Source organism: Promicromonospora noduliphila (assembly GCF_056951025.1).
In genome coordinates this window covers 1,429,309-1,453,301 of record NZ_CM167806.1, presented here as the reverse complement: position 1 = coordinate 1,453,301, position 23,993 = coordinate 1,429,309, and the positions used below count along the sequence as shown (strand labels likewise).

Sequence of the window (23,993 nt, the reverse complement as noted above, 5' to 3'; positions counted from 1 at the left end):
GTCAGTCTCGGTGACTCACTATGTTGACCACGTTGCCGTCCGGCGCACGCACGAGGAACCGGCGCACGCCCCAGGGCTCCGTGGTCAGCGGGTGCACGATCTCGTAGCCGAGCCGCTGCGCCTCTTCGTAGGCGGAGTCGACGTCGGGGGTATGAACCGAGATGACCGAGTCCTCGGGAGACGTCGCATCGCCCGTCACGAGCTGAACGTGCGCTCCGGTGTCGGGAGAGGTGTACCGGGCTACCCAGCCCAGGTTGAACTCCTCGGTGCTGAGCCCGAGATAGTCGGCGTAGAAGCTCTTCGCCGTCTCAAGGTCGGCCACCCGAAGGTTGGCCGTGACGCGTGTGGCGTGCATCGTTCCTCCTGTCTTGGCGCCGCCGATCTAGGCCGCGGACATTTCAGCGCACGTACGAACCATCGTCTCGCCCAAGCCCGGTCTCAGCGAGGAGCACCGTCACAACCGTGGCAGGTCTCCCCGGACGCGCGCGTCCGGCAGCCGCACCGTGACGCGCAGCCCGCCGTCGGCGCGGGGGACGACGGTGAGCGTCCCGTCGTGGGCCTGGGCGATGCTCTTGACGATCGCCAGGCCGAGGCCGACCCCCGCGTGGTCGCCGCGGATGCGCTGGGTGCCGCGCTGGAACGGTTCGGTGAGGGTCGAGACGAGCTGCGGGGTGAGCCGTTCGCCGGTGTTCTCGACGGTGAGCAGCACGGACTCGGGGCGGACGGCGGTGGCGACCTGCACGGTTCCGTGCTCGGGGAGGTTGTGGACGACGGCGTTGTGCAGGAGGTTGGTGGTCATCTGCAGCAGGAGGGCGTGCGAGCCGATGGTCGAGGCGATGTCGCCGGAGTTCTCGATGGTCACGCCCCGCTTCTCGGCGAGGGGAAGGAGCGTCTCGACGGCCTCCTCCGCCACGAGGGACAGGTCGACGTGCTCCCGCGTGAACGACCGCCGGTCGGCGCGGCTGAGCAGGAGCAGCGCCTCGGTGAGGTCGATGGCCCGCGCGTTGACGACGTAGAGGCGCTCGACAAGCTCCTCGGTGTCGCCGCCAGGGTCGTTGCGGGCGACGTCAAGCAGCGTCTGCGTGATCGCCAGCGGGGTACGCAGCTCGTGCGAGGCGTTGGCCGCGAACCTCCGCTGTTCGGCGACGTGTGCCTCGAGCCGCCCGAGCATGGCGTCGAAGGCGTCGGCGAGCTCGCGGAACTCGTCGCGCCGGCCCTCCAGCTCGATCCGGTGCGAGAGGGATCCTCCCGCTGCCTGGCGGGTGGCGCGCGTGATGCGAGTCAGCGGGGTGAGCATGCGCCCCGCGAGGATCCACCCGCCCACCAGGCCGAACACCAGCAGGGCCACGAGCGCAGCGGTTGCCCTCGGAATGAAGGCGCTCTCCAGGTCGGAGCGGTTCGGGACAAAGATCACCGGGCCGCCACGCCGGGGCAGGTCGTAGGCGATGCTCTCGGGCACGTACCGCAGCAGGAACACCCAGACGACCGCGAGCAGCAGAGCGCCCGCGAGCATGAGGAACCCGGCATAGCTCAGGGTGAGCCGGAGACGAGCGCTCATCCCGGGCTTTCTATCCACGGCCGCGTTCCTCGCGTCCGACGTCCGGCTGGACGTCACGTCCCGCGTTCGACTGAACGTCACGTTCCGCGTTCGACTGAACGTCACGTCCCGCGTCTCGGTGGACGTCGCTCTCGCCGTCCGGCCGGGCGTCGCCTTCGCCGTCCGGCCGGGTGCCACCTCCGCCGTCCGGCCGGACGTCGATGCGGTAGCCGACGCCGGGCACGGTGGCGATGATCCACGGTTCACCGAGGCGTTTGCGCAGCGCCGAGACGGTGATGCGCACGGCGTTGGTGAACGGGTCGGCGTTCTCGTCCCACGCCCGCTCCAGGAGCTCTTCGGCGCTGATCACGCCGCCCTCGGCGGCGACCAGCACTTCGAGCGCGGCGAACTGCTTCCTGGTCAGCGCCACGTAGCGGCCGTCGCGGTAGACCTCGCGGCGGAACGGGTCCAGCCGCAGGCCCGCGATCTCCCGCACGGGTGGCCGGTTGTGCGCGCGCCTGCGGTCGAGCGCCCTCAGCCTCAGCACGAGCTCGCGCAGCGCGAACGGCTTGGTGAGGTAGTCGTCGGCGCCGAGCTCGAACCCCGAGGCCTTGTCGTCGAGCCGGTCGGCGGCGGTGAGCATCAGGATCGGCATACCGCTGCCGGAGGCGATGATGCTCTTGGCGACCTCGTCGCCCGACGGGCCGGGGATGTCGCGGTCGAGCACGGCGATGTCGTAGGTGTTGACGCTCAGCAGCTCCAGCGCGGTGTCGCCGTCGCCGGCCAGGTCCGCGGCGATCGCCTCCAGGCGCAGCCCGTCGCGGATGGCCTCCGCCATGTAGGGCTCGTCCTCGACGACCAAGACACGCATGCCCTCGATGCTACGAGCCGGCACATATCGCCGACATACCGAAACTGCCCGGCGCCTACCACACCGGCACGCCGCACCGTCCGCCGTCGGCGAACCCTGAAATTGAGTCGGGTCGACTCACGTTGAGCTGATCATCAGCATCATCCGGAGGAGGACACCATGACCACCGTTCTGACCCGTTCCCCGTTCGCCCACGCCTGGCTCCGCGACCCGTGGAGCCCGCAGTTCGCCGCGACCGAGGGCCCCGTGCCCGCGGCCGACGTCTACCGCGAGGGCGAGGACCTCGTCGCCCGCCTCGACCTGCCGGGCGTCGACCTGGCCGACATCACCGTCGAGGTCGAGGGCCGCAAGCTCGTCGTGCGCGGCGAGCGCAAGGACCAGCGCTCCGAGGAGTCGGAGGGCCGCCGCATCTCGGAGGTCCGTTTCGGTTCCTTCCGGCGCGTCGTCACGCTCCCGAAGACCGTGGACGGCGACGCTGTCCGCGCGTCCTACGACGCCGGCGTGCTGACGGTCACCGTGACCGGCATCTTCGCCGGCACCACGCCGCAGCGCATCGAGGTCACCACCGCCGCCTGATCATTTCAGGCGCACACACCGACGGCGCCCGACCGCTCATGCGGCCGGGCGCCGTCTGCGTTGCCCTGTCTTGAGCGCCCGCGCTCACCAAGTCTTCGAGCGCCCCGCGCCCACCAAGTTCGCCTTTGAGCCCCGCACTCACCGAGTTCGGTCCGACGTCGGACCGAACTCGCCGACTTCGGTCGGTTGTCCTGAGATCGGTCCATTGATGGACCGATCTCAGGACAACCGACCGATCTCGGCGACGGCGCAGGGCAGCTGACCGAACTCAGTGGAGTCCAACAGGCCCGCGCGCCAGCGCCGCGGCGCCCACCACCGTCGCGTCCGCGCCGAGGGTCGCCCGGCGCACCTCGATCGCGTGTCCCGACACCGGCGGCTCGTCGCGGAGCCGCGTCAGGAGCGCGGGTTCCAGCAGGTCCCAGGCGCGGGCCAGGCCCCCGCCCACCACCACGTGTCCGACGTCGAGCAGCGCCGCCAGCATGAGGACCGCCGACCCGACCGCCCGGCCGGCGTCGGCGAGCACCCGGACCGCCGTCTCGTCCCCTGCGCGAGCACGGGACTCGATCTCGGTTGCGCCGACGACCCCAACACCACCACCCTCAGCACCGACAAGCTCCGCGTACCGCCGCTCCACCGAGCGGCCCGACGCGAGCGTCTCCAGGTGCCCGCGCTGGCCGCACGTGCACCGCGCGTCACCGAACCCGGGCATGTGCCCGATCTCCCCCGCCGCGCCGGCGCCGCGGTACAGCGCGCCGTCCAGCCACAGCGCTCCCCCGACCCCGGTCCCCAGCGCGATGCCGGCAGCGGACCGGACGCCCCGGACGGCGCCCCAGGTCGCCTCGCCCACGAGGAACGAGTCGACGTCGTTCGCCACCGTCACGGGCAGGCCGGTCCGGGACGCGAGGCCGGAGCGCAGGTTCGTGCCGACCCAGCCGACGAAGGAGTCGCTCGCCGCGAGCACCTCGCCCGTCCAGGGGTCGACGACACCCGCCGCACCCACGCCGACCGCCGCAACGGGCACACCCGCCTCCGCCGTCGCGCGCGCCACCAGGCCCGCCGCGACGTCGAGCATCACCTCGCCCCCCGACGGCGTCGGCGCGGTCGCCGAGGCGAGCACCTCGCCGTCCGGCGTGACGACGGCGGCCCGGATCTTGGTGCCGCCGATGTCGACGCCCGCGGTGGACCCGTCCGTCATGGGGCGACGCCGGAACCGCCGCCGGCCTCCGACACCAGCCGCCGCCGCGCCGCACGCCGTTCGCGCTGCGCCGCTGGATCCGGCGTCGGCACGGAGGCCAGCAGCTCGGCCGTGTACAGCTCGCGCGGCGCGCTGAACACCTCCGCCGTCGTGCCGCTCTCGACCAGGCGGCCGGACCGGAGCACGGCCACACGGTCGGTCAGCTCGTGCACCACGCCCAGGTCGTGGCTGATGAACAGGCAGCCGAAGCGCAGCTCCGCGTGCAGGTCGCGCAGCACCTGCAGCACCTCGGCCTGCACGGAGACATCGAGGGCGCTGGTCGGCTCGTCGGCCACCAGCAGGCGCGGGCGCAGCGCCAGGGCGCGCGCGAGGCCGATGCGCTGCCGCTGCCCGCCGGAGAACTCGTGCGGGTAGCGCCGCTCGGCCCCCGCCGGCAGCCGCACCGCGTCCAGCAGCTCGCGCACCCGCGCCCGCCGCTCGGCCGCCGACAGGCGCCGCCCGTCCCGCCCATGGATCGCCAGCGGCTCCGCTATCGACTCGCCCACGAGCTTGCGCGGGTCCAGCGACCCGCCGGGATCCTGGAACACGACGCCGACGTCGGCCAGCAGGCGCCGTCGTGCCCGCCCCCTCGCGCGTGCCACGGACGTGCCGAGCAGCAGCACCTCGCCCTCGGACGGCGTCAGCAGGCCGAGGCAGGCCCGCCCCGCCGTCGACTTGCCCGAGCCGGACTCGCCCACCAGCCCCAGCATCTCGCCCGCGCGCACGGTCAGGTCCAGGCCCTCCACCGCGCGGACGGTGCGACCCTGCACGCGGTAGTCGAGGCTCACGCCGCGCAGGTCGAGCACCACCTCGCGGTCGCCCGCCCCGGCCGCTGGCACCGGCTTCCGGTCCGACGCCGAGCCGCGCCCGCCGTCCGACGCCGCATCCCCGCCCGGTACCAGGGCGACACTCGCCGGCGGCGCCGCCGGCACCGCGTCGAGCAGGCTCCGCGTGTACGCATGCGCCGGATCCAGCAGCACCTGCTCCACGGGCCCGTGCTCCACGATCCGGCCGTCGCTCATCACGGCCACGTCGGAGGCGAGGTCGGCGACCACGCCCATGTTGTGCGTGACGAGCAGCAGCGCGGTGTCCCGCTCGGCCACCAGCTCGCGGAGCAGGTCGAGGATCCCGGCCTGCACGGTCACGTCGAGCGCTGTGGTCGGCTCGTCCGCGATGATCAGGCGCGGCTCGCAGGCCAGCGCGATCGCGATGACCACACGCTGCCGCTGGCCGCCCGACAGCTCGTGCGGGTACTGCCTCGCACGCCGCTCCGGGTCCGGGATGCCGACCGACCGGAGCAGCCCGACGGCCCGCTCGCGGGCCACGGCACGCGGGACCCGCTCGTGGTTGAGCACGGCCTCGGCGATCTGGTCGCCGAGGGTCATGGTCGGGTTGAGCGCCGTCATCGGCTCCTGGAAGACCATGGACGCCACCCGGCCGCGCAGGTCCACGAGCTGGTCCTCGGCGGCGCCGACGACGTCGCGCAGCCCGCCGCCGTCGGCCAGCTCGACCGAACCCGTGACCCGTGCCGTGGACGGCAGCAGGCCGAGGACCGACAGCGACGTGACGCTCTTGCCGGAGCCCGACTCCCCCACCAGCGCGACCACCCGCCCGCGCCGCACCTCCAGGTCGATGCCGCGGACGGCGGGCACGTCACCGGAGCCGGTGGCGAAGGTGACCTTCAGGTCCCGGATGCGCAGGACGACGTCGTCCTGGCGTGCCGTGTCCACGGGCGGCGCGCTCATGCCGTCCTCCCCTTCACGTCGAAGACGTCCCGCAGCCCGTCGCCCACGAAGTTCAGGGCGCACACGACGACCACTATGGCGAGGCCGGGCGGCAGGATCAGCCACCACGCACCCTGGTAGATGTAGTTGATGCCGTCGTTGAGCATCGCGCCCCAGTCGGTGGTGGGCGGCTGGACGCCCATCCCGAGAAAGCTGATGTAGGCGACGAGCAGGATCGCGTCGGCCACCTGGAAGGTCGCGTTCACCACCACCGTGCCCACCGTGTTCGGGATCACGTGCGACAGCACCGTGCGGCGGTGGGTGGCGCCCATGGCGCGGGCGGCCACGACGTAGTCGCGGGTCCGGACCGACAGCGCCTCCGCCCGGATCAGCCGGGCGGGCACCAGCCAGGACACCAGGCCCAGCACGACGATCATCATGCCGACCGTCGGCCGCACGATCGTGGAGAGCACCAGCAGCAGGAAGATCGCGGGGATGGCGATGCCGGCGTCGACCACGCGCATCATGACGGCGTCCAGCACGCCGCCCACGTACCCGGCGACCGCGCCCCACAGGGTGCCCACCACCGTCGCCAGCGCGCCCGCGAGCACTCCCACCAGGAGCGACACCCGCCCGGCGACCATGAGCCGGCCCAGGTTGTCGTAGCCGAGGGCGTCCGTGCCCAGGGGGTGCCCGTCGGCGCCGGGCGGCAGGTTGGCGGCGCCGAGGTCGGTCGCCACCTGCTCCGTCGGGTACACGAAGGGGCCGACGACGGCGAACAGCACGAGCACGACGACGGCGACCGCGCCGGCGAGGGCGAGCCGGTTGGCGGCGAACCGCCGCAGCGCGGTCATCGCAGGGCTCCCCTGGTGCGCGGGTCCAGGAGAGCCTGGACGACGTCAGCCAAGAGAGAGCCGACCACCGTGGCCACCGAGATCACGAGCACGCAGCCGAGCAGCACCGGGAAGTCGCTGCTCTGCGCGGCGCTCCAGAACAGCAGCCCCATGCCCGGGTAGTTGAAGAGCTGCTCCACGACGAGCGCCCCGCCGAACATCACGGGCAGGTAGTAGCCGAGCATCGCGACCACCGGCGTCAGGGAGTTGCGCAGCACGTGCCGGACCACCACGTCGCGGTAGGCGGTGCCCTTGGCGCGGGCGGTGCGGACGTAGTCCTCGCCGAGGTTGTCCAGCGTCGAGGACCGCATGTAGCGGCTGAACGTCGCCACGATCGGCACGGCGCCCGTGAGCACCGGCAGCACGAGCCCGGCCGGCTGGGCCAGGACCTCCAGGACCCCGCTGCCCTGCGGCGCCGCCGCAGGGAACAGCCCGGCGCCCTGGCTGAGCAGCAGGATCAGCAGCATGCCGAGAAAGAAGGTGGGGGTCGAGTAGGCGACGATCGCGAGCGTCGAGAGCCAGTAGTCGACGGCGCGGTTGCGGCGCACCGCCTGGTAGACGCCGACCGGCACCGCGATGACGACAGCGACCACCAGCGAGAGGCCGGTCAGCAGCAGGGTCTTGGGCAGCCGCAGGCCGATCGCGTCCGCCACCGACTGGTTGAGCAGGTACGACTCGCCGAGGTCGCCCGTGAGGGAGCGCCCGAGGAACGACAGGTACTGCACCACCACCGGCTGGTCCAGGCCGTTGGCGGCCTCGAACGCCGCGATCTGCTCGGGCGTGGCCTGCTGGCCGAGCACCCCGCGGGCCGGGCCGCCCGGCAGCGCGTGCAGCAGCGCGAACACGATGACGGTCACCACGAGGATCACCACGAGCGCCTGCAGCACGCGCCGGAGCAGGAACCGGCCGAAGCCGCCGCGCTGTGCCCCCGCGAGCGGCGCTCGCGTGAGCCCTGGCGCGGCGACCCCGGGCTGACCGGCCCCGCTCTGCGCGGGGATCGCTGTCGTCATGTCAGCCGGCCCAGCTCCAGCGCTGCGGGTGGAAGCTGGCGAGCGGGTCCTGCGTGGTGCCCTCCAGGCCGTCCTTGATCACCGAGACCTGGTAGACGGGGTTCGGCAGCCACATCACCGGCAGGTTCTCCGCACCGTACTTCGAGTACTCCCGCATCACCGACGCGTCCGTGCTCTCGGTGGAGTCGAGCATGAGGGTGTCGAACTCCTCGTCCGAGTACGAGCCGAAGTTGGACGCCGCGCTCGTGCCGAACACCCGCTCGCCGCTCGGGTAGCCGCCGAAGTACCAGCTCCCCGCCGTGCCGAAGAACGGCAGCTCCCAGTCGCAGTCGGGCTGGTCCGCGGTGCACGGGGCGATGGACGACAGCACCGTGTTCAGCGGCGCCGTCTCGATGGTGACGGCGATGCCCGCCTGCTCGAACGTCGACTTGATCTCGGCGAACATGTTGTCCGTCTCGGCGGAGCCGCTCTGCGACAGGATCGTGATCGCGAGCCGCTGCCCCTCCTCGATGCCGTCGCCGCACTCGTCGTCGCCGTCGCCCGGGGCGGTGCACTCGAGCACGCCGTCGGAGCCGGGCGTCCAGCCGTGGTCGGCCAGCAGCGTGGCCGCGGCCTCCGGGTCGAACGGGTACGGGTTCTCCTTCTGCTCGTCGGAGAGGAAGTCGCTCTCGGGGTTCTGCGGCACCGGGCCGTAGCCGGGCAGCGCGGCGCCCTTCCAGATCACCTCGGAGATCTGCTCCTGGTCCACCAGGTGCTGCAGCGCCTGCCGCACGTAGAGCTGGCGGTACACCGGGCCCATCTCGGGGTGGTTGAAGTTGTACGGCAGGTACGTGATGGACCAGCCGGCCCACGGCTCGACCGAGTAGCCGAGCTGCTCGTACTGCTCCGGCGCGTCCAGGCCCGTGGTCGGGATGTACCCGTAGTCGACGGCGCCCGAGCGCACCGCGTTCACCTCGGCGTCCGTGGACGTGTAGGGCAGCAGGTTGACCGTCTCGATCGAGGCGGCGTCGTCGCCGTCGTACTCAGGGTTCTTGGTCAGCTCGACCTGGCCGGCGTCGGTGAACCCGGTCAGCGAGTACGGGCCGTTGATCGTCTGCCAGAGCGGGTTGGTGGCGTAGCTGCCCAGGTCCTCGCTCTCGGTGACGAGGTAGTCGAAGATCGCCTTCGCACCTTGTGCTGTCTCGGCGAGCCCAGGGTCCGGTTCTTCGTCGTCGGCGGTCTTGGCCCAGGCGTGGGCGGGCAGCGGCACGATGAGGTTGAGCTGGGAGGCCTGCAGCCACTCCGGGTTGTAGACCTTGTCGAAGGTGAGCTCGACGGTCTGCTCGTCGGGGGTGGCCACGTCGGTCACGTTGTCGGGCATGCGGCCCTCGGAGTAGCTGGCCCAGACGTCGGTGTTGGCGCGCACGAGGTCGAACCAGAACTTCACGTCCGCCGAGGTGACGGGCTCGCCGTCGCTCCAGGTGCGGCCCTCGTCGAGGGTGATGGTCACCGACGTGCCGTCGTCGGAGAAGGTGATCTCGTCGGCGAGATCGGCGGTGGCCACGCGCCCCACCTCGCCCTCGGAGCCGTCGTAGGCCACGAGCGGCTCCCAGAGGGTGCGCATGATGGCGGAGTTGTGGGTCGCGAGCTTGCCCGCGATGCCCAGCGGCACTATCCAGTTGGGCGTGGCGTTGGCGGGCAGGGCGTAGTTGACGTCGGTGCGGTCGGCCGCCCCGTCCGCACCGGAGGACGTCGAGCATCCGGCGAGGAGGGCGACGGCGGCGGCCGCGCCGACGGCGAGCCGTGCCGCCCGTCCGGCAGGCGTGGTGCGCATCTGAGTCTCCTTGGTCGCGGGCCGTCGCTGCCCTGTGAGGCCGGGCACTTGATTCGACGGCCGAATAATCGAGCACCGTAGACGTACCAAGTTGCCCGGATCTATGCGGAATCAGTAACAAGGCTGTTAATTCGCTAGCGCAAAAAGGCCCGAGGGCCGTTTCCACACCCGCCGTGGGGCAGACTCGTGCCCGCTACTTGTTCCGTGTTCGGAGAAAAGTCTGGAGGAGACCTGTGCCCCAGCTCGCGCGCCCCCGCGTCGCCGCCGCGCGGCTCGAGCGGGAGATCCTCGTGCTCGTGTCGAGCGGACGCGCACGGTCCCGCAAGGAGATCGCCGAGTCGCTCGGCATGGCGCCGTCCACCGTCTCCCAGCGGGTGCAGGCGATGCTCGCCTCGGGCGCGCTGGAGGAGACGGGCGAGGGCGCGTCCAGCGGCGGACGGCGTCCGCGGTCCCTGCGTGTGCCCGGCAGCACGGGCTACCTGGGCGTCGTCGACGTCGGGGGCTCTCACGCCCGGCTGGGCATCCTGCGGCACGGCGGCGAGCTCGTCACGACGACGGAGGTCGCCCTCGCGATCGCCGACGGCCCCGAACCGGTACTGACGCAGGTCACGGCGGCGCTGCGGGAACTGGCGGGGACGCTGGGGCCGGAGTCGGCGGCGGGGTCCGACGACGGCGGCCGCCTGCTCGGCGTCGGCATCTCCCTGCCCGGACCCGTCGACGTCGCCCGCCGTGCCCTCGACAGCCCGTCGCGGATGCCCGGGTGGTCGGGGTTCGACGTCGGCTCGTGGCTGGAGGACGCCCTGGACGTGCCCGTGGTCGTCGAGAACGACGCCAACGCGATGGCTGTCGGCGAGCACTTCGGGCACGCCCGCCGCACGCGGCACTCGGTGTCGGTCAAGGCGGGCAGCGCGATCGGGGCCGGGATCCTGGTGGACGACCGGCTGTATCGCGGTTCGGGCGGCGCCGCGGGCGACATCACGCACACCCGCGTCCCGGCCGCCGGCGACACCCCCTGCTCCTGCGGGAACCGCGGCTGCCTGGAGACCGTGGCCTCGGGCGCGGCCCTGGTCCGGCTGCTCCGGGACCAGGGTTACGACGTCGCGGCGACCGCCGACGTCGTCGCCCTGGTGCGGGACGCCGAGCCCGTGGCGACGACCCTGACCCGGACCGCGGGCCGGCACCTGGGCGCCGCGCTGTGCACGGTGGTCAACTTCTTCAACCCGGGAGCCGTGTACCTGGGCGGCGCGCTGTCCACGCTGGAGCCGTTCGTCTCGGCGATCCGCAGCCAGATCTACGAGGGCGCCCACCCGCTCATGACCCGCGACCTGGTGATCGCACCGTCGGCCCTCGGCGCCGACGCGAACCTGGTGGGCGTCGGCCGCCTCCTGGAGGACGCGCTCGTGCCGCACGCCCTGGCCACGACCCGACCGGAAGGACCACGATGACGAATCCCCGCCCGCGGGTCGCGATCGCCGGCATGTCGATCGAGTCCAGCACGTTCTCGCCGCACCGCTCCGGGTGGGAGGCCTTCACCCTGCGGCGCGCCGACGAACTGGTGCTGCACTACCCCTTCCTCGCCGACGGCGCGCCGCTGCGGGACGCCGCCGCCTGGACCGGCGTGCTGCACGCGCGCTCGCTGCCCGGCGGCGCGGTCCCCGCCGAGGTCTACGAGTCGGTGCGCGACGAGATCGTGGCGACCCTGCGCACCCAGCAGGCCGAGCACGGGCCGTACGACGGCCTGCTGCTCGACATCCACGGCGCCATGACGGTTGTCGGCCGGGACGACGCCGAGGCCGACCTCGCCGCGGCGGTGCGCGCCGCCGTCGGACCCGGGGCGCTGATCAGCACCACCATGGACCTGCACGGCAACGTGCCGCGTGAGCTGGCGCAGGTCAGCGACCTGATCACGTGCTACCGCATGGCGCCGCACGAGGACGCCTGGGAGACACGCGAACGCGCCGCGACCAACCTGCTGGAGCGTCTGCGCGACGGGGGCGCGCCCAAGAAGGCGTGGCTCCAGGTGCCCGTGCTGCTCCCGGGCGAGAAGACCAGCACGCGCATCGAGCCCGCCGCGTCGATCTACGCCGACGTCGCCCGCGTGGCCGAGCTGCCCGGTGTCGTCGACGCCGCGCTCTGGGTCGGGTACGCGTGGGCGGACGAGCCGAGCTGCCAGGCCGCCGTCGTCGTGACGGGAGACTCCGAGGAGGTGATCGTGCGCGAGGCCGAACGCCTCGCCCAGCGGTACTGGGACGCGCGCGACGAGTTCGCGTTCGTCGCGCCCGCCGCCCCGTACGACGAGTGCGTCGCGACCGCCCTGGCGAGCGAGGCGCGGCCGTACTTCCTGTCCGACTCCGGCGACAACCCGACGGCGGGCGGCGCGGGCGACGTCACCTGGACCCTGGCCCGCCTCCTGGCGGAGCCGGCTTTCGCCCGACCGGCCGAGGACGGCGGTCGCACTGCGATCTACGCCTCGCTGCCGGACGCCGCGGCGGCGCGCGAGATCGCGAGGCTCTGGGCGGAACGCGGCACCGACGCCGGTACGGGAGGTGTCGGCGCGGGCGCTGTTGGCACGAGCGGGGTGGGCGCGGACGGTGTCGGCGCAGGAGCCGCCGAAGTGGGCGGCATCGGCGCAAGCGGTGCCGCCGCGAGCGGTGTCGGCGCGGGCGACGTCAAGGTCGACCTCGAGGTCGACATCGAAGTGGGTGCCCGGGTCGACGACGGCCCGCACGGGCCGGTCCGGCTCCGGGGCGTGGTCGAGCACGTCAGCGAGGGCGACCCGGACGCGGGCATCGTCGCGGTCGTCCGTGCGGGCGGCCTGCGCGTCATCCTCACGGAACGCCGCAAGCCGTACCACCTGGAACGCGACTTTACGGTGCTGGGCCTGGACCCGCGCCACACCGACATCGTGATCGTCAAGATCGGCTACCTGGAGCCCGAGCTGTACGACATGGCCGCCGACTGGATGCTCATGCTCACCCCCGGCGGCGTGGACCAGGACCTGCTACGCCTGGGCCACCACCGCCTGGCAGCCCCGGTGCACCCGTTCCACGAGTTCGATGCCGAACCGCCCCTGCGCGCGGAACTCCTCTGACGCAACGGCTCCCTGACACAAGCGCTCCCTGGCACAAGGGCCGCCTGACACAAGGGCGCCGTGGCGACCCAGGAGCTCCGTGGCGCGGCCCCGACCCACGTCCGACGGCCCGTCGCGCGGTACTCACGCGCGTCCGTACGGCCCATCGCGGCGCGGTACTCACGCGCGTTCGTACGGCGTGTCGCGGCTCGGGTTGAATCCCGTCGCGGAGGTGTGTTGCTCTGCGTAGCAGTCGTCTACTCAGAGCAACACACCTCCGCGAGGCAAGTTTCCCCTCCATCCTTGGCGAGCCACCGGGGCCAGCCCTCCGCGCACCAAGAGGAAGGTCATGCCCTCCGCGACCAGGGGAAAGGTCACGCCCTCCGCGACCAGGGGAAGGCCATGTCCTCTGCGACCGAGAGGAAGGTCAGGCCTCGGCGACCAAGGAGAACAGGTCCTTCGGGTCCTTTGGCTCCGCGATCAGGTCGAGGTGGCCCAGCAGCTCGGGCGCGTTCGCGGTGACGTCGTCGAGCACGAACTTCAGCGTGGTCCAGTCCTCGACGGCGAACCCGACGGAGTCCCACACGACCAGTTCGTCCTGGCTCCGGCGGCCCTGCGCGGCCCCGGTCACGACCTGCCACAGCTCGGTGACGGGGAAGTCGGCCGCCTGGCGCTGGATCTCGCCCTCGATCCGGGTCTGCTCCGGCAGCTCCACGAACACGCTCGCGCGCGCCACGGTGGCCGGGTCCAGCTCGGTCTTGCCCGGGCAGTCGCCGCCGATCGCGTTGATGAAGACGCCGCCGCGCACGTCGGCGTCCTGCAGCACCGTCGCGTTCTGCTTGTCCGCGGTGCAGGTCGTGATGACGTCGGCACCGCGCACCGCGTCAGCGGCGTCGTCGGCCAGGACGACGTCGAAGCCGAGCGCCTTGGCGTGCCTGGCCAGCTTCTCCATCGCGGCGCGGTCGACGTCGAAGACGCGCAGCGTCTCGATGCCCAGCTCCGCGCGCATGCCGAGCGCCTGGAACTCGGCCTGCGAGCCGCAGCCGATCAGGGCGAGGGTCCTGGACTCGGCGGGGGCGAGGTAGCGCGCGGCCAGCGCCGACGTCGCGGCCGTGCGCAGCGCGGTGAGCAGCGTCATCTCGGCGAGGAACGTCGGGTAGCCGTTGCCGACGTCGGCGAGCATGCCGATCGCCGTCACCGTCTGGAAGCCCCGGGACGGGTTGAGCGGGTGGCCGTTGACGAGCTTGAACCCGTACGTCTCGGCGTCGGAGGTCGGCATCAGCTCGATGACGCCCTCCGCCGAGTGCGATGCGATGCGCGGCCGCTTGTCCAGCTCGGTCCAGCGTGCGAAGTCGCGCTCCAGGGCGTCGGTCAGCGCGGCGATGGCGGCCTCCGGGCCGCGGCGGGCCACCCAGCGGGCGGTGGCAGCGACGTCGAGGTACGGGACGGTGGTCATCGGGTCTCCTCGGTGGCGGTGGTGGTGGCCGTGTCCGCGAGGACGGCGCTGGCGACCACAGCGCTGGCCAGAGCGGTGCCGGTCAGCGCGGGGACGGCGGACGCGGTGGTGGTCTCGGGGCGCAGCTCGAGCGTGCAGCACTTGACGGAGCCGCCGCCCTTGAAGATCTCGGACAGGTCGATGCCGACGGGCACGAACCCGCGCTCCTTGAGCGCGTCGGCGTAGTCCGTGGCGCGGTCGCTGAGGAACACGTGCAGCCCGTCGGACACGACGTTCAGACCGAGCACCGCGGCGTCGTCGGCACCGACCAGGATCGCGTCGGGGAACAGGCGGCGCAGCGTCTCCTGCGCGGCCGGGCTGAACGCCTCGGGGTGGTAGGCCACGACGGTCTCGCCGGAGACGGCGCCGTCGTCGAGCACCGAGAGCGCGGTGTCCAGGTGGTAGTACCGCGGGTCCACGAGCTCGAGCGGGACCAGTTCGATGCCCTGCTCGGCGAGCTCCAGGCGCTCGGCGACCTCGGCGTGCCCGGCGGGCGTGGTGCGGAAGCCCGTGCCGGCGAGCAGCAGCTTGCCGATGAGCAGCAGGTCGCCCTCGCCCTCCATGACCTCGACGGCCTCGCCGAGCCTGCGGTAGCCCTCGGCGGCGGGGGTGCCGAACCAGCGGTCGTACGCCGGGCCCTCGGCCGCACGCTCGGGGTAGGTGAAGCGGGACGCGAGCGCCCGTCCTCCCACGACGATGCCGCCGTTGGCCGCGTAGACCATGTCGGGCAGGCCGGGCTCCGGCTCGATGACGTCGACCTTGTGGCCGCGCGCCTCGTAGGCGTCGCGCAGGGCCTCCCACTGGGCGAGGGCCTTGGCGGTGTCGACGGGCGAGGACGGGTCCATCCACGGGTTGATGGCGTAGACGACGTCGAAGTACGTGGGCGGGCACATGAGGTAGCGGCGCGGGGTGGCGGTGCGCTGCGCGGTGGTCTGCGCGGTGGTCTGCGTCATGGCGCGAGGCTACGGCCCGACCGGTTCACAACAGGCGAGCATCCGTTGCGCGTTCAGCCGCTGAATCTTGCAAAATTTCACGGCACATTGAACGATTCGTTCATGGATGCCGTGAACCGGGCGATAGTCGGCGAACTGCTGCGCGACGGTCGTGCCACGTACCAGGAGGTGGGCAGCGCCGTCGGCCTGTCCGCGCCCGCCGTGAAGCGGCGGGTCGACCTCATGCTCGCGCGCGGGGAGATCGCCGGCTTCACCGTGCGCGTCGACCCCCAGGCGATGGGCTGGACGCTGGAGGGGTACGTCGAGATCTTCTGCTCCGGCATCGTGTCGCCCGCCGTGCTGGAGCGCGACTTCGCGCCGATCCCGGAGGTAGTCCGGGTCTCGACGGTGACCGGCGACGCCGACGCGATAGTGCACGTCATGGCCACGAGCATGGAGGAGATCGAGCGCACGGTGGAACGCATCCGGACCGTCACCCACGTGGTCAAGACGCGCACGGCGCTGGTCATGTCCCGGGTCGTCGACCGGCCGGGGGCGTGACGTGACCGGCACCACGGACCGGGTGGGCGCCCGCAGCATTTAGGCTGTCCTAACCAGGATGTTCCGCGAGGACCGGAGGACGCCCACGATGATCAGAACCTCGGTGTCCGACGACGTCGCCGGCTGGCTCGACGTGCTCGGGCCCCTCGCGTTCTACCTGGTCGTGTGGGGCCTGGTGTTCGTGGGGACGGCGTTCTTCGTCGGCGTCTTCATCCCGTTCCTCACCGGGGACGGCCTGCTGTTCGGCGCGGGCATCGTGGCGGGGACCACCGACCGCATAGACATCTGGGTGCTCGCGATCGGCGTCGGCGTCGCCGCCGTGGCGGGCGACCAGGTGGCGTTCCTCCTCGGACGGCGGTACGGGCGGCCGTACCTGAGCAGCCGGAAGGGCCGGTGGGTGCAGGCCACCGTGGTGCGCACCGAGCGGTTCTACGAGCTGTTCGGCTGGTGGTCGGTGGTGATCGGCCGGTACATGCCGTGGGCGCGCGTGTTCGTGCCGGTCATCGCGGGCATCGCGGGGATGCCCTACCTGCGGTTCCTCACCGCGAACATCTTCGGCGCACTGAGCTGGGGCGTGCTGATCACGGTGCTCGGCTACTTCGCGGCCTCGGACCCGTCGGTACGGCCCATCGCCTACATAGTGGCGGGCGCGGTCATCGCAACGTCGGTGGTAGCAGGCCTCCACGCCTGGCACCAGGACCGGGCAGGACGCGCGGAGGCCGTATCAGAAACCGAGTGATCGGCAGAATGTCAGGTGATCGGTACCCCGGAATGCCGATCACCTGACATTCTGCCGACCACCCTGCGCCGGCCGCGTCGGTGGCCGGGGGATCAACATGGGGCGCCGTGCGATCAACTCATCAGGGCGTGTGGCGCCCAGGCTGGGGGCATGCCCACCCAGAGCACCACGTCGGCCGACGCGCCCGTGCCCACTCCGCCCGACGCCGGCCCGGCCGGCGAACCGTCGACGACCACGACCACCACCACGACCGCCGCCCCGCCGAGCACCGGCCCGACGAGCACCGCACCCGCCTCGGCGAGCACCACATCCGGCTCGGCGGGCACAACCTGGACCCCTGTCGTCGCCCTCTCGTTCGGGATCACGATGCTGGTCGCGAGCGAGTTCCTGCCCGCGAGCGTGCTGCCGGCCCTGGCGGCCGACGTCGGCATCAGCGAGGGCACGGCCGGCCTGGCTGTCGCCGCGACGGCGATCGCAGGGGCCTTCACGGCACCGAGCATCGCGGTGCTGCTCCCCCGGACCGACCGGCGCACCGTGCTCCTCGCCCTGCTCGCGGGCGCTGCCGTGTCCAACCTCGCCGTGGCCGTCGCGCCGAGCTTCGCCGTCCTGCTGGCCGGCCGTCTACTGCTCGGCGTCGCCCTCGCCGGGTACTGGTCGTTCGCGTTCGGCGCCGGCACGCACGCGGTGCCGGGCAAGGACCGTGTGGTGTCGTCGGCGCTCTCGTTCGGCGTCAGCCTCGCGACGGTGCTCGGCGTCCCGCTCGGCTCCCTCGTGGGCGACGCCGTCGGCTGGCGGACGGCGTTCGGGGGCGCCGCCGTCCTCTGCGTACTGAGCGCCGTCGCGCTTGCCGTGACCATGCCCTCGGTCCCCGCCCACCCGGCGGCCGGCCTGCAGATGCTCCGCGAGGCCCTGCGCAACCCGCGGCTGATGGCCGGCATCGGCTGCGTGGTGCTGATCGCCCTCGGCAACTTCGCGGCCTACCCGTACATCCGCATCGCCATCGAGCGCGTCGACCCGAGCGCCACCACCTGGATGCTGCTGGCGTGGGGCGTCGGCGCCGTCGCGGGTACCGTCGTCGCCGGGATGCTCGCGCGCTGGCTGCGGCCGCTGGCCGCCTCTGCGCCGATCGCGCTCGGCGGTGCCCTGGTGCTCGCGGCGACCGCTCAGTCCGTGCCGGTGCTGACCGTCGCGGTGGTCGTGTGGGGCTTCGCGTTCAACATGGCCCCCGTGATCACCCAGCTCTGGGTCACGCGGGCGGAGCCCGAGCGGGCCGAGTCCGCGATGTCGCTCAACGTCACGGCCTTCCAGGTGGCCATCACGGCCGGCTCCGCGCTGGGCGGGGCGCTACTGGACGGGTACGGCGTCGGGCCGCTGCTGCTGGTCGGCGCGGGGGCCGCGGTGGCGGCGGGCCTCGGCTGGGCGCTCCTGCGGATACCCCGCGGCTGACGTCCTGGCGATGAGCCGGCCGCGAACCCGCTCCGGGGTCGCGGCCGGCGTCGCGACGTCGGGCGCCGTGCGCCAGGCGTGGGGCGAGACGCCGTGGTCCGCGGTGAAGGCCCGGCTGAACGCGGCGACCGAGCCGTACCCCACCTCGAAGGCGACCCGGGTGACCGCGAGGCACTGCTTGGTGAGCAGCCGACGGGCCTGGTTCATGCGGACCTCCCGCAGCATCCGCATCGGGCTGTGCCCCGTCGCGCGGCGGAACCGGTCGGTCAGCGCCGAGCGGGAGAGGTGCACCAGGCCGGCCATCCGGTCGAGGGTCCACGGCTCGCCCGGCCGCTCCGCGAGGGCCGCCACCACCTCGGACACCGCGGCGTCCTCGGCATCGCCGCCCCGCTCGGCGGCCCCCTCGGCCGTGTGCAGCACCGAGGAGATCGCCGCGCCGATCAGGCTCGCGTAGGCCGCCGCGAACAGGTCGGCCTTGCACTCGACCGTCAGCGGGCACGTCGTCACGAGCGCGACGACGCCCCGGTGCTCCTCGCCGAACCCCCGCATGACCAGCGGGCTCGGCAACGCCGTGGCCGGGTCGGTCTGCCACAGGTCTCCGTGCACGAGGTCGGTCTCGACGTCGGTCGCGAGCCGGTGCGCCGTCCGGGCGTCGACGAGCACGGCGTCGCCCGGCAGGACCGTCCAGCGGCCGCCCGCCGTCTCCAGGGTCGCGGCCCCGGACACGACCAGCGCCCAGAGCGCGCCGGGCCGGGCCACTGCCGAGCCGGCGGGCAACTGCTCGCGCAGCAGCGTCGTCATCTCCCACTCCATACGAGACGGAGCCATCTGGACACGCTGCCTATTCCCGACGAGCAGCGGCCGGCGGCCCGGCCGCCCGTCAGGCAGCCCCGCCAGCCCGCCCCATCGGCCCGCCTCGTCAGGCGGCCTCGTCGGACCGCCCTCTCGGACCGCCCCATCAGGCGGCCGGTACCCGCAGCCGCCCGGTGGCCGCGGTGACCGGGATCGCGACGGCGCCGATCAGCGCGGCCACCACGACGACGGCGGGCACGCCGAACCCGCTGATCGCCAGCCCGCCGATCGCGGCCCCCGCCGCGACCCCCACGTTGGCCGCCGACGCCGGCAGCGACTGCGCGAGCGGCGCCCCCGGCCCCGCCAGGCTGACGACCCGGTGCTGCAGCGACGGCGCCATGCTCATGGTGCACAGGCCGAGCAGCGCCAGGACCACGGCCACCGCAACCGGTGAGGAGCCCAGGAGCCAGAGCGCGATCAGCGACAGCGTCAGGCCCGCCATCCCGAGCACCAGGGCGCGCGCGGCGTTCCAGTCCGCCAGCCGCCCACCCACGTAGGCCCCGGCGGCGGTCGCCGCGCCGTAGATCATCAGGTACGCCCCGACCATGGCCCCGGACACCCCGGTGACCTCCTCGAGGAACGGCACCACGTAGCTCCAGGCGGTGCACGACGCCGCGAACACGAGGAAGCAGACGACGAGCAGCGCGAGCACCCGCGGGGAGAACGCGTTCCGCACGCGGCCGGCGCCGTCGTCGTCCGCGCTCGCGCCGGCCAGCGGCGGGACCAGGAACCAGGAGGCCACCAGGACGAGCGCGCCGAGCGCCGCCACGGCGACGAACGCGCCACGCCAGCCGGCGACCTGCCCGAGCGCCGTGCCCAGCGGGGCGCCGAACGCCCCGGCGAGCGTGTTGCCGAGGAGGATGGCGGCCATCGCCCGGCCCGCCGCCTCGCGGGGGACGACGGACGTAGCCACCGTGAACGCCGTCGCCAGGAACAGACCGTGGAGCGCGCCCGTGATCCCGCGGGCCACGAGGAACGTCAGGTAGTCGGCCGTGACGACCGCGAGCAGGTTGCCGGCCACGAACACGGCGATTGAGCCGAGGACGACGGTCCGCCGGTCGAGCCGCATGGTCGCCATGGTCAGCAGCGGGCCGCCCGCGGCCAGGCCGACGGCGTAGGCGGTCACCAGTCCCCCGGCGGCCGGGACCGAGACGCCGAGGTCGCCCGAGATCACGACCAGCAGGCCGATCACCAGGGTCTCGGCGGTGCCCAGCACGAAGTTCGCCGCGAACAGCGTCGCGAGCGTACGGCGAGCCGACGGGGGTGCGGCGGGGACCGCTTCCGTCCTTACGTCCATCGTTCCTCCCCGATCCGGTTCGGCCGCGCTATGTCGCAACCAATCGATTGCGACAGTATGGCAACCGATCGGTTGCGTCAAGACGAGGGCCGGGCATAGGCTCCGGGACATGGCGTTCCCCGACCGCATCGAGCGCACGATCGACCTGGCCCACCCGCCCGAGCGCGTCTGGACCGCCGTGACCACGGCGGACGGGCTCGCGTCCTGGTTCGGGCACCACGCCGGCATCGACCTGCGCCCCGGGGGCGCGGCCCACCTGTCCTGGGACGACGGTGCCCACCACAACCTGCGCGTCGAGCGTGTGGAGAGGCCGTCGGTCTTCGCCTTCACGTGGCAGATCCACGGCATGCCGGACGACGACCCCCGCCGCACCTACGTCGAGTTCACGCTGGAGCCGGCGGGCGACCCCCTCGGCACGGGCACCCGCCTGACCGTGGTGGAGTCGGGCTTCGCCCAGTTCTCCGACGACCGGCACGCCGCCGCGTACCCGGACCACGTCACGGGCTGGGGGCGAGAGCTCGGCGAGCTGGCCACCTATCTCGACGCCGCCTGAGCAGGCGCACGCGGATCATGCCCCCCGAAGCGCCGACTCCCGAGGAGACCGCCGAGCAGGTCTTCGCGGCCCTCGCCGACCCGACCCGGCGCGCGATCCTCGGTGAGCTCGCGGCCCGCGGCCCCGCGACGGCGACCGACCTGTCCGGCCGCCTGCCGATCACGCGGCAGGCGATCGCCAAGCATCTGGCTCTGCTCACCGACGCCGGGCTGGTGATCCCCGAACCGGGCGAGCGCCGCCGCGTGCGCTACCGCCTGCACTCGGCGCCGATGCGGGTCGCGCAGCAGTTCCTGGCCGCGCTCGCGCGGGACTGGGACTCCCCGCTCGCGGCGCTGAAGGCACATCTGGACGGCGCGGCGCCGCTGGACCGCTGAGCCGGCGCCCCGAGCCCAACCTCTTCCTCGCGATCGTGACGGTCGTGGGCATCGTCCTGGCCGCGACCGGGTCGACGGCGGTGGGCGCGGCGCTGGTCTTCGCCGGCGCGGGCTCGATGGCCGCGGCCGCGCTCGTCCTCGTCGTCTCGGACCCGACCAAGCGCGGCGCGGCCCTCAGGCAGGGCCTCGCCCCGCTGCTGGGCATCATCGCCCTGGGCATCGGCCTGGCGGTCTGACCCGCTCGCTGCGGCAGGCGCCGTCGGGCACCGCGAGCCGTCGACCACGAGGCCGTGGCCAGATCCCGGAGGTTGTTGGCAACCAGGCCACTGTCGACGGCGACGCCGCTCGCGGACGATGACGGCATGCGAACGTCTCCAGGCACTGCGGCATGACCGCACTGCTCCTCTCCCTCCATGTCCTGGCCGCCATCCTCACCGTCGGGCCGGTGGCGATCACCGCGAGCATGTTCCCGCGGGTCGCCCGCCGGGCGCTGGCGGCGCCCGACGACACGAACGCGGCAGCGGCCGCCCGGATCCTGCACCGCATCACCCGGGTCTACGCGGTCATCGGCGTTGCCGTGCCCGTGCTCGGGTACGCCACGGGCGCGAGCCTCGGCGTCCTGTCCGACGCGTGGCTCATCACCTCGATGGTGCTGACCGCAGCGGCCGCCGCCGTCCTGGTCCTGCTCGTGCTGCCCGGTCAGCGGCGGGTCGTCGAGGCGCTGGACGCCCCGCGTCCCGCGGGGCCGGACAATCCCGCAGGGCCGGACGGTCCCACAGGGTCGGATGCCACCCGCGGGCTGGCGATGCACGCCGGCGTCTTCAACCTGCTCTGGGCGGTCGTCGTGGTGCTCATGATCTACCGCCCCGGCTCGACGACCGGGGCCGGGCTGTGAACGGCGCCGGCACGCTCCGGGTGCTCGGCGCGGTCGAGCTCGTCAGCGTGCTCGTCCTGTTCGGCAACCTCGCCACCGTCCACGACGAGGCAGTCGCGAGCGCGGTCGGTCCGCTGCACGGGATGGTCTATCTCGCCGTCGTCGTCACCGCACTGGCGGTGGCGCGGGGCCGGCACCGGGTGTGGCTGCTGGCCCTGGTCCCCGCCGTCGGCGGGCTGCTGGCGGAACGCGCGGCACGCCCGCCCCTGCGGTCCCCGGGACGGTGAGCCCTCAGGTCGCGACGTCCATGCGCTGGGTCCCGACGACCGCCAGGAGGCGCAGCGCCTCCTCGGACGGCGACCCGGGGTCGGCCGTGTAGATCACCACCTGCTGGTCCTGGTCGGTGAGGTCGAGCGCGTCGCAGTTCACCGTGACGGGTCCGACCAGCGGGTGCCGGAACGTCTTGCGCAGCATATGGACGGGCTGCACGTCGCCGGACGCCCAGAGCTCGGCGAACTCCGGGCTGCCCGCGGCGAGCTCGTCGATCAGGGCGGTCACCTCGGGATCGCCGGGGTAGCGGGCCGCCGTGAGGCGCAGCCTGACGGCGGCGGACCGGGCGAACTCGTCGACGTCCGACACCCCGTACAGCCGCTCCCCTGGAGGTTCCTGCCCGAGGAACGCCCGCCGCGCGAGGTTGCGCTCGCGCCGGGGCACGGCCGACCAGTCCTCCATGAGCGCCGCCGCGAGGCCGTTCCAGGCGAGCACCTCCATCGTCGCGGAGGTCACGAACGCCGCGGACTGTGGCAGCCGGTCGAGCATGAGCTGGACGCTCGGCCGCACCTCGCGCGACGGGCCGGGCGGTGGGCCCGGCGGCACGTCGGCGAGCCGGTGCAGGTAGTCCCGCTCGGCGTCGGACAGGCGCAGCGCCCGGGTGAGCCCGCCCAGGACCTCGCGCGACGGGTGCGGGCCGCGGGCCTGCTCCAGCCGCGTGTAGTACTCCGTGGAGATGTACGCGAGCTGCGCCACCTCCTCGCGGCGCAGGCCCGGCGTGCGACGGCGCAACCCGGCGGGCAGGCCGACGTCGGCGGGGCTGATCCGCTCCCGCCTGCCGCGCAGGAACGTCGCGAGCTCGGTTCTGTCCATACCTTCGAGTATGGGCGGACCCGCTGCCGCTAGCCAGGTACTCGCGATGCCTGGTGAGTGGCTGGGCGCGGGCGCAGGCTCGGAGACATGAACACATCAACCATCGAACCCAGCACGACACCGACCGGCACCGGTCTCCTGGCCGGCAAGGTCGCCTTCATCACCGGCGCCGGCCGCGGCATCGGCGCGGCGTCGGCCCGCCTGTTCGCCCGCGAGGGCGCCACGGTGTTCCTCTCGGCCCGCACGGAGTCGGAGCTCAAGACCGTGACAGAGGAGGTACGCGCGGCGGGCGGCACCGCCGACTACGCGCTGGCCGACCTGTCCGACGCCGACAGCGTGCGCGCCGCCGTCGACCGGGTGGTGGACCTGCACGGGCGCCTGGACGTCGCGTTCAACAACGGCGCCATGTTCACCCCGCCGCAGCCGCTGGACGAGGTGTCCGAGGCCGACTTCGACCGCGTCTACGCCGTGAACCTGCGCGGTCCGTGGCTGGCCATGGTCGCGGAGGTCAACGCCATCCGCGCCACGGCCGGCACGGGCGCGATCGTCAACAACACGAGCATCGGCAGCCTGCGGGCCAACCCCGTGCTGCCGGCCTACGGCGCGATGAAGCGGGGCGTGAACAGCCTCACCGAGTCGGCGGCCGTCACCTACGGACCGGAGGGGATCCGGGTCAACGCGGTCTCGCCCGGCAACACGGCCACCGAGATGATCCGGACCTGGGAGGAGTACACGCCCGGGCTGTCGGACCGAGTCGCGGCCGGCACGCCGCTGCGCCGCGGGGCCCAGCCCGAGGAGATCGCCGAGGCGGCGGCCTGGCTGCTCAGCGACCGCGCCTCGTTCGTCACTGGCGCGATCCTCAAGGTCGATGGCGGCGCGGGCGCCTGACCCGGCGGGCCCCAGGGCGCGGGGCGCGGGGCGCGGTGCGCGGTGCGCGGTGCGCGGTGCGCGGTGCGCGGTGCGCGGTGCGCGGTGCGCGGTGCGCGGGAGATGATCGGC

At 73.1% G+C, this 23,993-nt stretch carries 24 protein-coding genes and 1 pseudogene; 12 read left to right on the top strand and 13 right to left on the bottom strand.

The window, feature by feature from the left end; translation table 11 throughout:
• Position 1: 1 nt before the first annotated feature.
• The 3 genes and pseudogenes from AC0QU1_RS06275 to AC0QU1_RS06265 all read right to left on the bottom strand — a co-directional run.
• On the bottom strand, positions 2–355 hold the full coding sequence (locus AC0QU1_RS06275) for a VOC family protein (protein ID WP_483575220.1): 354 nt from the start codon (positions 353–355) through the stop codon (positions 2–4).
• A gap of 99 nt (positions 356–454) precedes the next feature.
• Complete coding sequence (locus AC0QU1_RS06270; protein WP_483575219.1) at positions 455–1,558, bottom strand: sensor histidine kinase; 1,104 nt, start codon at positions 1,556–1,558, stop codon at positions 455–457.
• A gap of 187 nt (positions 1,559–1,745) precedes the next feature.
• Positions 1,746–2,408 (bottom strand): annotated as a pseudogene (locus AC0QU1_RS06265) (response regulator transcription factor); the annotation flags it as partial.
• 159 nt (positions 2,409–2,567) lie between these two features.
• Between AC0QU1_RS06265 and AC0QU1_RS06260 the strand changes: the two are divergent.
• Entirely contained in the window at positions 2,568–2,984 is a 417-nt protein-coding gene (locus tag AC0QU1_RS06260) for an Hsp20/alpha crystallin family protein (RefSeq protein ID WP_483575217.1), read from the top strand.
• Positions 2,985–3,252: 268 nt separating this feature from the next.
• Here the strand turns inward: AC0QU1_RS06260 and AC0QU1_RS06255 are convergent, their stop codons facing one another.
• Genes AC0QU1_RS06255 through AC0QU1_RS06235 form a run of 5 tightly spaced genes read right to left on the bottom strand, consistent with a single transcriptional unit; the run spans position 3,253 to position 9,658 of the window.
• The gene (locus AC0QU1_RS06255; protein ID WP_483575215.1) at positions 3,253–4,179 is read right to left on the bottom strand and encodes an ROK family protein; all 927 of its coding nucleotides are present in this window, start codon (positions 4,177–4,179) and stop codon (positions 3,253–3,255) included.
• The gene (locus tag AC0QU1_RS06250) at positions 4,176–5,963 is read right to left on the bottom strand and encodes a dipeptide ABC transporter ATP-binding protein (RefSeq protein WP_483575214.1); all 1,788 of its coding nucleotides are present in this window, start codon (positions 5,961–5,963) and stop codon (positions 4,176–4,178) included. Before AC0QU1_RS06250 ends, AC0QU1_RS06255 begins: the two co-directional genes overlap by 4 nt.
• Positions 5,960–6,796 (bottom strand): ABC transporter permease, encoded by an 837-nt coding sequence (locus AC0QU1_RS06245; RefSeq protein ID WP_483575213.1) that lies wholly within the window; start codon positions 6,794–6,796, stop codon positions 5,960–5,962. The genes AC0QU1_RS06250 and AC0QU1_RS06245 overlap by 4 nt, the downstream gene beginning before the upstream one ends.
• Entirely contained in the window at positions 6,793–7,845 is a 1,053-nt protein-coding gene (locus tag AC0QU1_RS06240; RefSeq protein WP_483575212.1) for an ABC transporter permease, read from the bottom strand. Before AC0QU1_RS06240 ends, AC0QU1_RS06245 begins: the two co-directional genes overlap by 4 nt.
• A gap of 1 nt (position 7,846) precedes the next feature.
• The gene (locus tag AC0QU1_RS06235) at positions 7,847–9,658 is read right to left on the bottom strand and encodes a peptide ABC transporter substrate-binding protein (protein WP_483575211.1); all 1,812 of its coding nucleotides are present in this window, start codon (positions 9,656–9,658) and stop codon (positions 7,847–7,849) included.
• Positions 9,659–9,891: 233 nt separating this feature from the next.
• On the opposite strand from AC0QU1_RS06235, the gene AC0QU1_RS06230 reads away from it, so the two are divergent.
• Positions 9,892–11,103, top strand: coding sequence for an ROK family transcriptional regulator (locus tag AC0QU1_RS06230; protein ID WP_483575210.1), 1,212 nt, complete (start codon positions 9,892–9,894; stop codon positions 11,101–11,103).
• Positions 11,100–12,749: a M81 family metallopeptidase gene (locus AC0QU1_RS06225; protein ID WP_483575209.1), complete on the top strand. Its 1,650-nt coding sequence runs from the start codon at positions 11,100–11,102 to the stop codon at positions 12,747–12,749. Before AC0QU1_RS06230 ends, AC0QU1_RS06225 begins: the two co-directional genes overlap by 4 nt.
• Before the next feature lie 406 nt (positions 12,750–13,155).
• Here AC0QU1_RS06225 and ocd read toward each other — a convergent pair whose 3' ends face one another.
• Together ocd and ddaH are read right to left on the bottom strand one after the other, a co-directional pair.
• Entirely contained in the window at positions 13,156–14,184 is a 1,029-nt protein-coding gene (gene ocd / locus AC0QU1_RS06220) for an ornithine cyclodeaminase (RefSeq protein ID WP_483575207.1), read from the bottom strand.
• Positions 14,181–15,176, bottom strand: a complete 996-nt coding sequence (gene ddaH, locus AC0QU1_RS06215; RefSeq protein WP_483575206.1) for a dimethylargininase — start codon at positions 15,174–15,176, stop codon at positions 14,181–14,183. The genes ocd and ddaH overlap by 4 nt, the downstream gene beginning before the upstream one ends.
• Before the next feature lie 102 nt (positions 15,177–15,278).
• Here ddaH and AC0QU1_RS06210 point away from each other — a divergent pair, with 102 nt between their 5' ends.
• From AC0QU1_RS06210 to AC0QU1_RS06200, 3 genes are all read left to right on the top strand, one after another.
• Positions 15,279–15,716 carry an Lrp/AsnC family transcriptional regulator gene (locus AC0QU1_RS06210; protein ID WP_483575204.1) on the top strand — a complete coding sequence of 146 codons (438 nt, stop codon included), beginning with the start codon at positions 15,279–15,281 and terminating at the stop codon, positions 15,714–15,716.
• Between the two features lie 88 nt (positions 15,717–15,804).
• On the top strand, positions 15,805–16,455 hold the full coding sequence (locus tag AC0QU1_RS06205; protein ID WP_483575202.1) for a DedA family protein: 651 nt from the start codon (positions 15,805–15,807) through the stop codon (positions 16,453–16,455).
• A 150-nt stretch (positions 16,456–16,605) separates the two neighbouring features.
• Entirely contained in the window at positions 16,606–17,901 is a 1,296-nt protein-coding gene (locus tag AC0QU1_RS06200; RefSeq protein WP_483575200.1) for an MFS transporter, read from the top strand.
• Here the strand turns inward: AC0QU1_RS06200 and AC0QU1_RS06195 are convergent.
• Both AC0QU1_RS06195 and AC0QU1_RS06190 read right to left on the bottom strand, forming a co-directional pair.
• Positions 17,800–18,729 carry a helix-turn-helix transcriptional regulator gene (locus AC0QU1_RS06195; RefSeq protein ID WP_483575198.1) on the bottom strand — a complete coding sequence of 310 codons (930 nt, stop codon included), beginning with the start codon at positions 18,727–18,729 and terminating at the stop codon, positions 17,800–17,802. The genes AC0QU1_RS06200 and AC0QU1_RS06195 overlap by 102 nt on opposite strands.
• Before the next feature lie 130 nt (positions 18,730–18,859).
• The gene (locus tag AC0QU1_RS06190; RefSeq protein ID WP_483575197.1) at positions 18,860–20,050 is read right to left on the bottom strand and encodes an MFS transporter; all 1,191 of its coding nucleotides are present in this window, start codon (positions 20,048–20,050) and stop codon (positions 18,860–18,862) included.
• 109 nt (positions 20,051–20,159) lie between these two features.
• Here AC0QU1_RS06190 and AC0QU1_RS06185 point away from each other — a divergent pair, with 109 nt between their 5' ends.
• From AC0QU1_RS06185 to AC0QU1_RS06165, 5 genes are all read left to right on the top strand, one after another.
• Positions 20,160–20,603, top strand: a complete 444-nt coding sequence (locus AC0QU1_RS06185; RefSeq protein WP_483575195.1) for an SRPBCC domain-containing protein — start codon at positions 20,160–20,162, stop codon at positions 20,601–20,603.
• Between the two features lie 17 nt (positions 20,604–20,620).
• The gene (locus AC0QU1_RS06180; RefSeq protein WP_483575193.1) at positions 20,621–20,977 is read left to right on the top strand and encodes an ArsR/SmtB family transcription factor; all 357 of its coding nucleotides are present in this window, start codon (positions 20,621–20,623) and stop codon (positions 20,975–20,977) included.
• 44 nt (positions 20,978–21,021) lie between these two features.
• Positions 21,022–21,213: a hypothetical protein gene (locus AC0QU1_RS06175; RefSeq protein WP_483616411.1), complete on the top strand. Its 192-nt coding sequence runs from the start codon at positions 21,022–21,024 to the stop codon at positions 21,211–21,213.
• 152 nt (positions 21,214–21,365) lie between these two features.
• Positions 21,366–21,872: a hypothetical protein gene (locus AC0QU1_RS06170; protein ID WP_483575191.1), complete on the top strand. Its 507-nt coding sequence runs from the start codon at positions 21,366–21,368 to the stop codon at positions 21,870–21,872.
• Entirely contained in the window at positions 21,869–22,138 is a 270-nt protein-coding gene (locus AC0QU1_RS06165; RefSeq protein WP_483575189.1) for a hypothetical protein, read from the top strand. Before AC0QU1_RS06170 ends, AC0QU1_RS06165 begins: the two co-directional genes overlap by 4 nt.
• Before the next feature lie 4 nt (positions 22,139–22,142).
• Here the strand turns inward: AC0QU1_RS06165 and AC0QU1_RS06160 are convergent, their stop codons facing one another.
• Positions 22,143–22,994 (bottom strand): helix-turn-helix transcriptional regulator, encoded by an 852-nt coding sequence (locus tag AC0QU1_RS06160; RefSeq protein ID WP_483575188.1) that lies wholly within the window; start codon positions 22,992–22,994, stop codon positions 22,143–22,145.
• Between the two features lie 87 nt (positions 22,995–23,081).
• On the opposite strand from AC0QU1_RS06160, the gene AC0QU1_RS06155 reads away from it, so the two are divergent.
• Positions 23,082–23,882, top strand: coding sequence for an SDR family NAD(P)-dependent oxidoreductase (locus AC0QU1_RS06155; protein ID WP_483575186.1), 801 nt, complete (start codon positions 23,082–23,084; stop codon positions 23,880–23,882).
• The last annotated feature ends 111 nt before the right edge of the window (positions 23,883–23,993 follow it).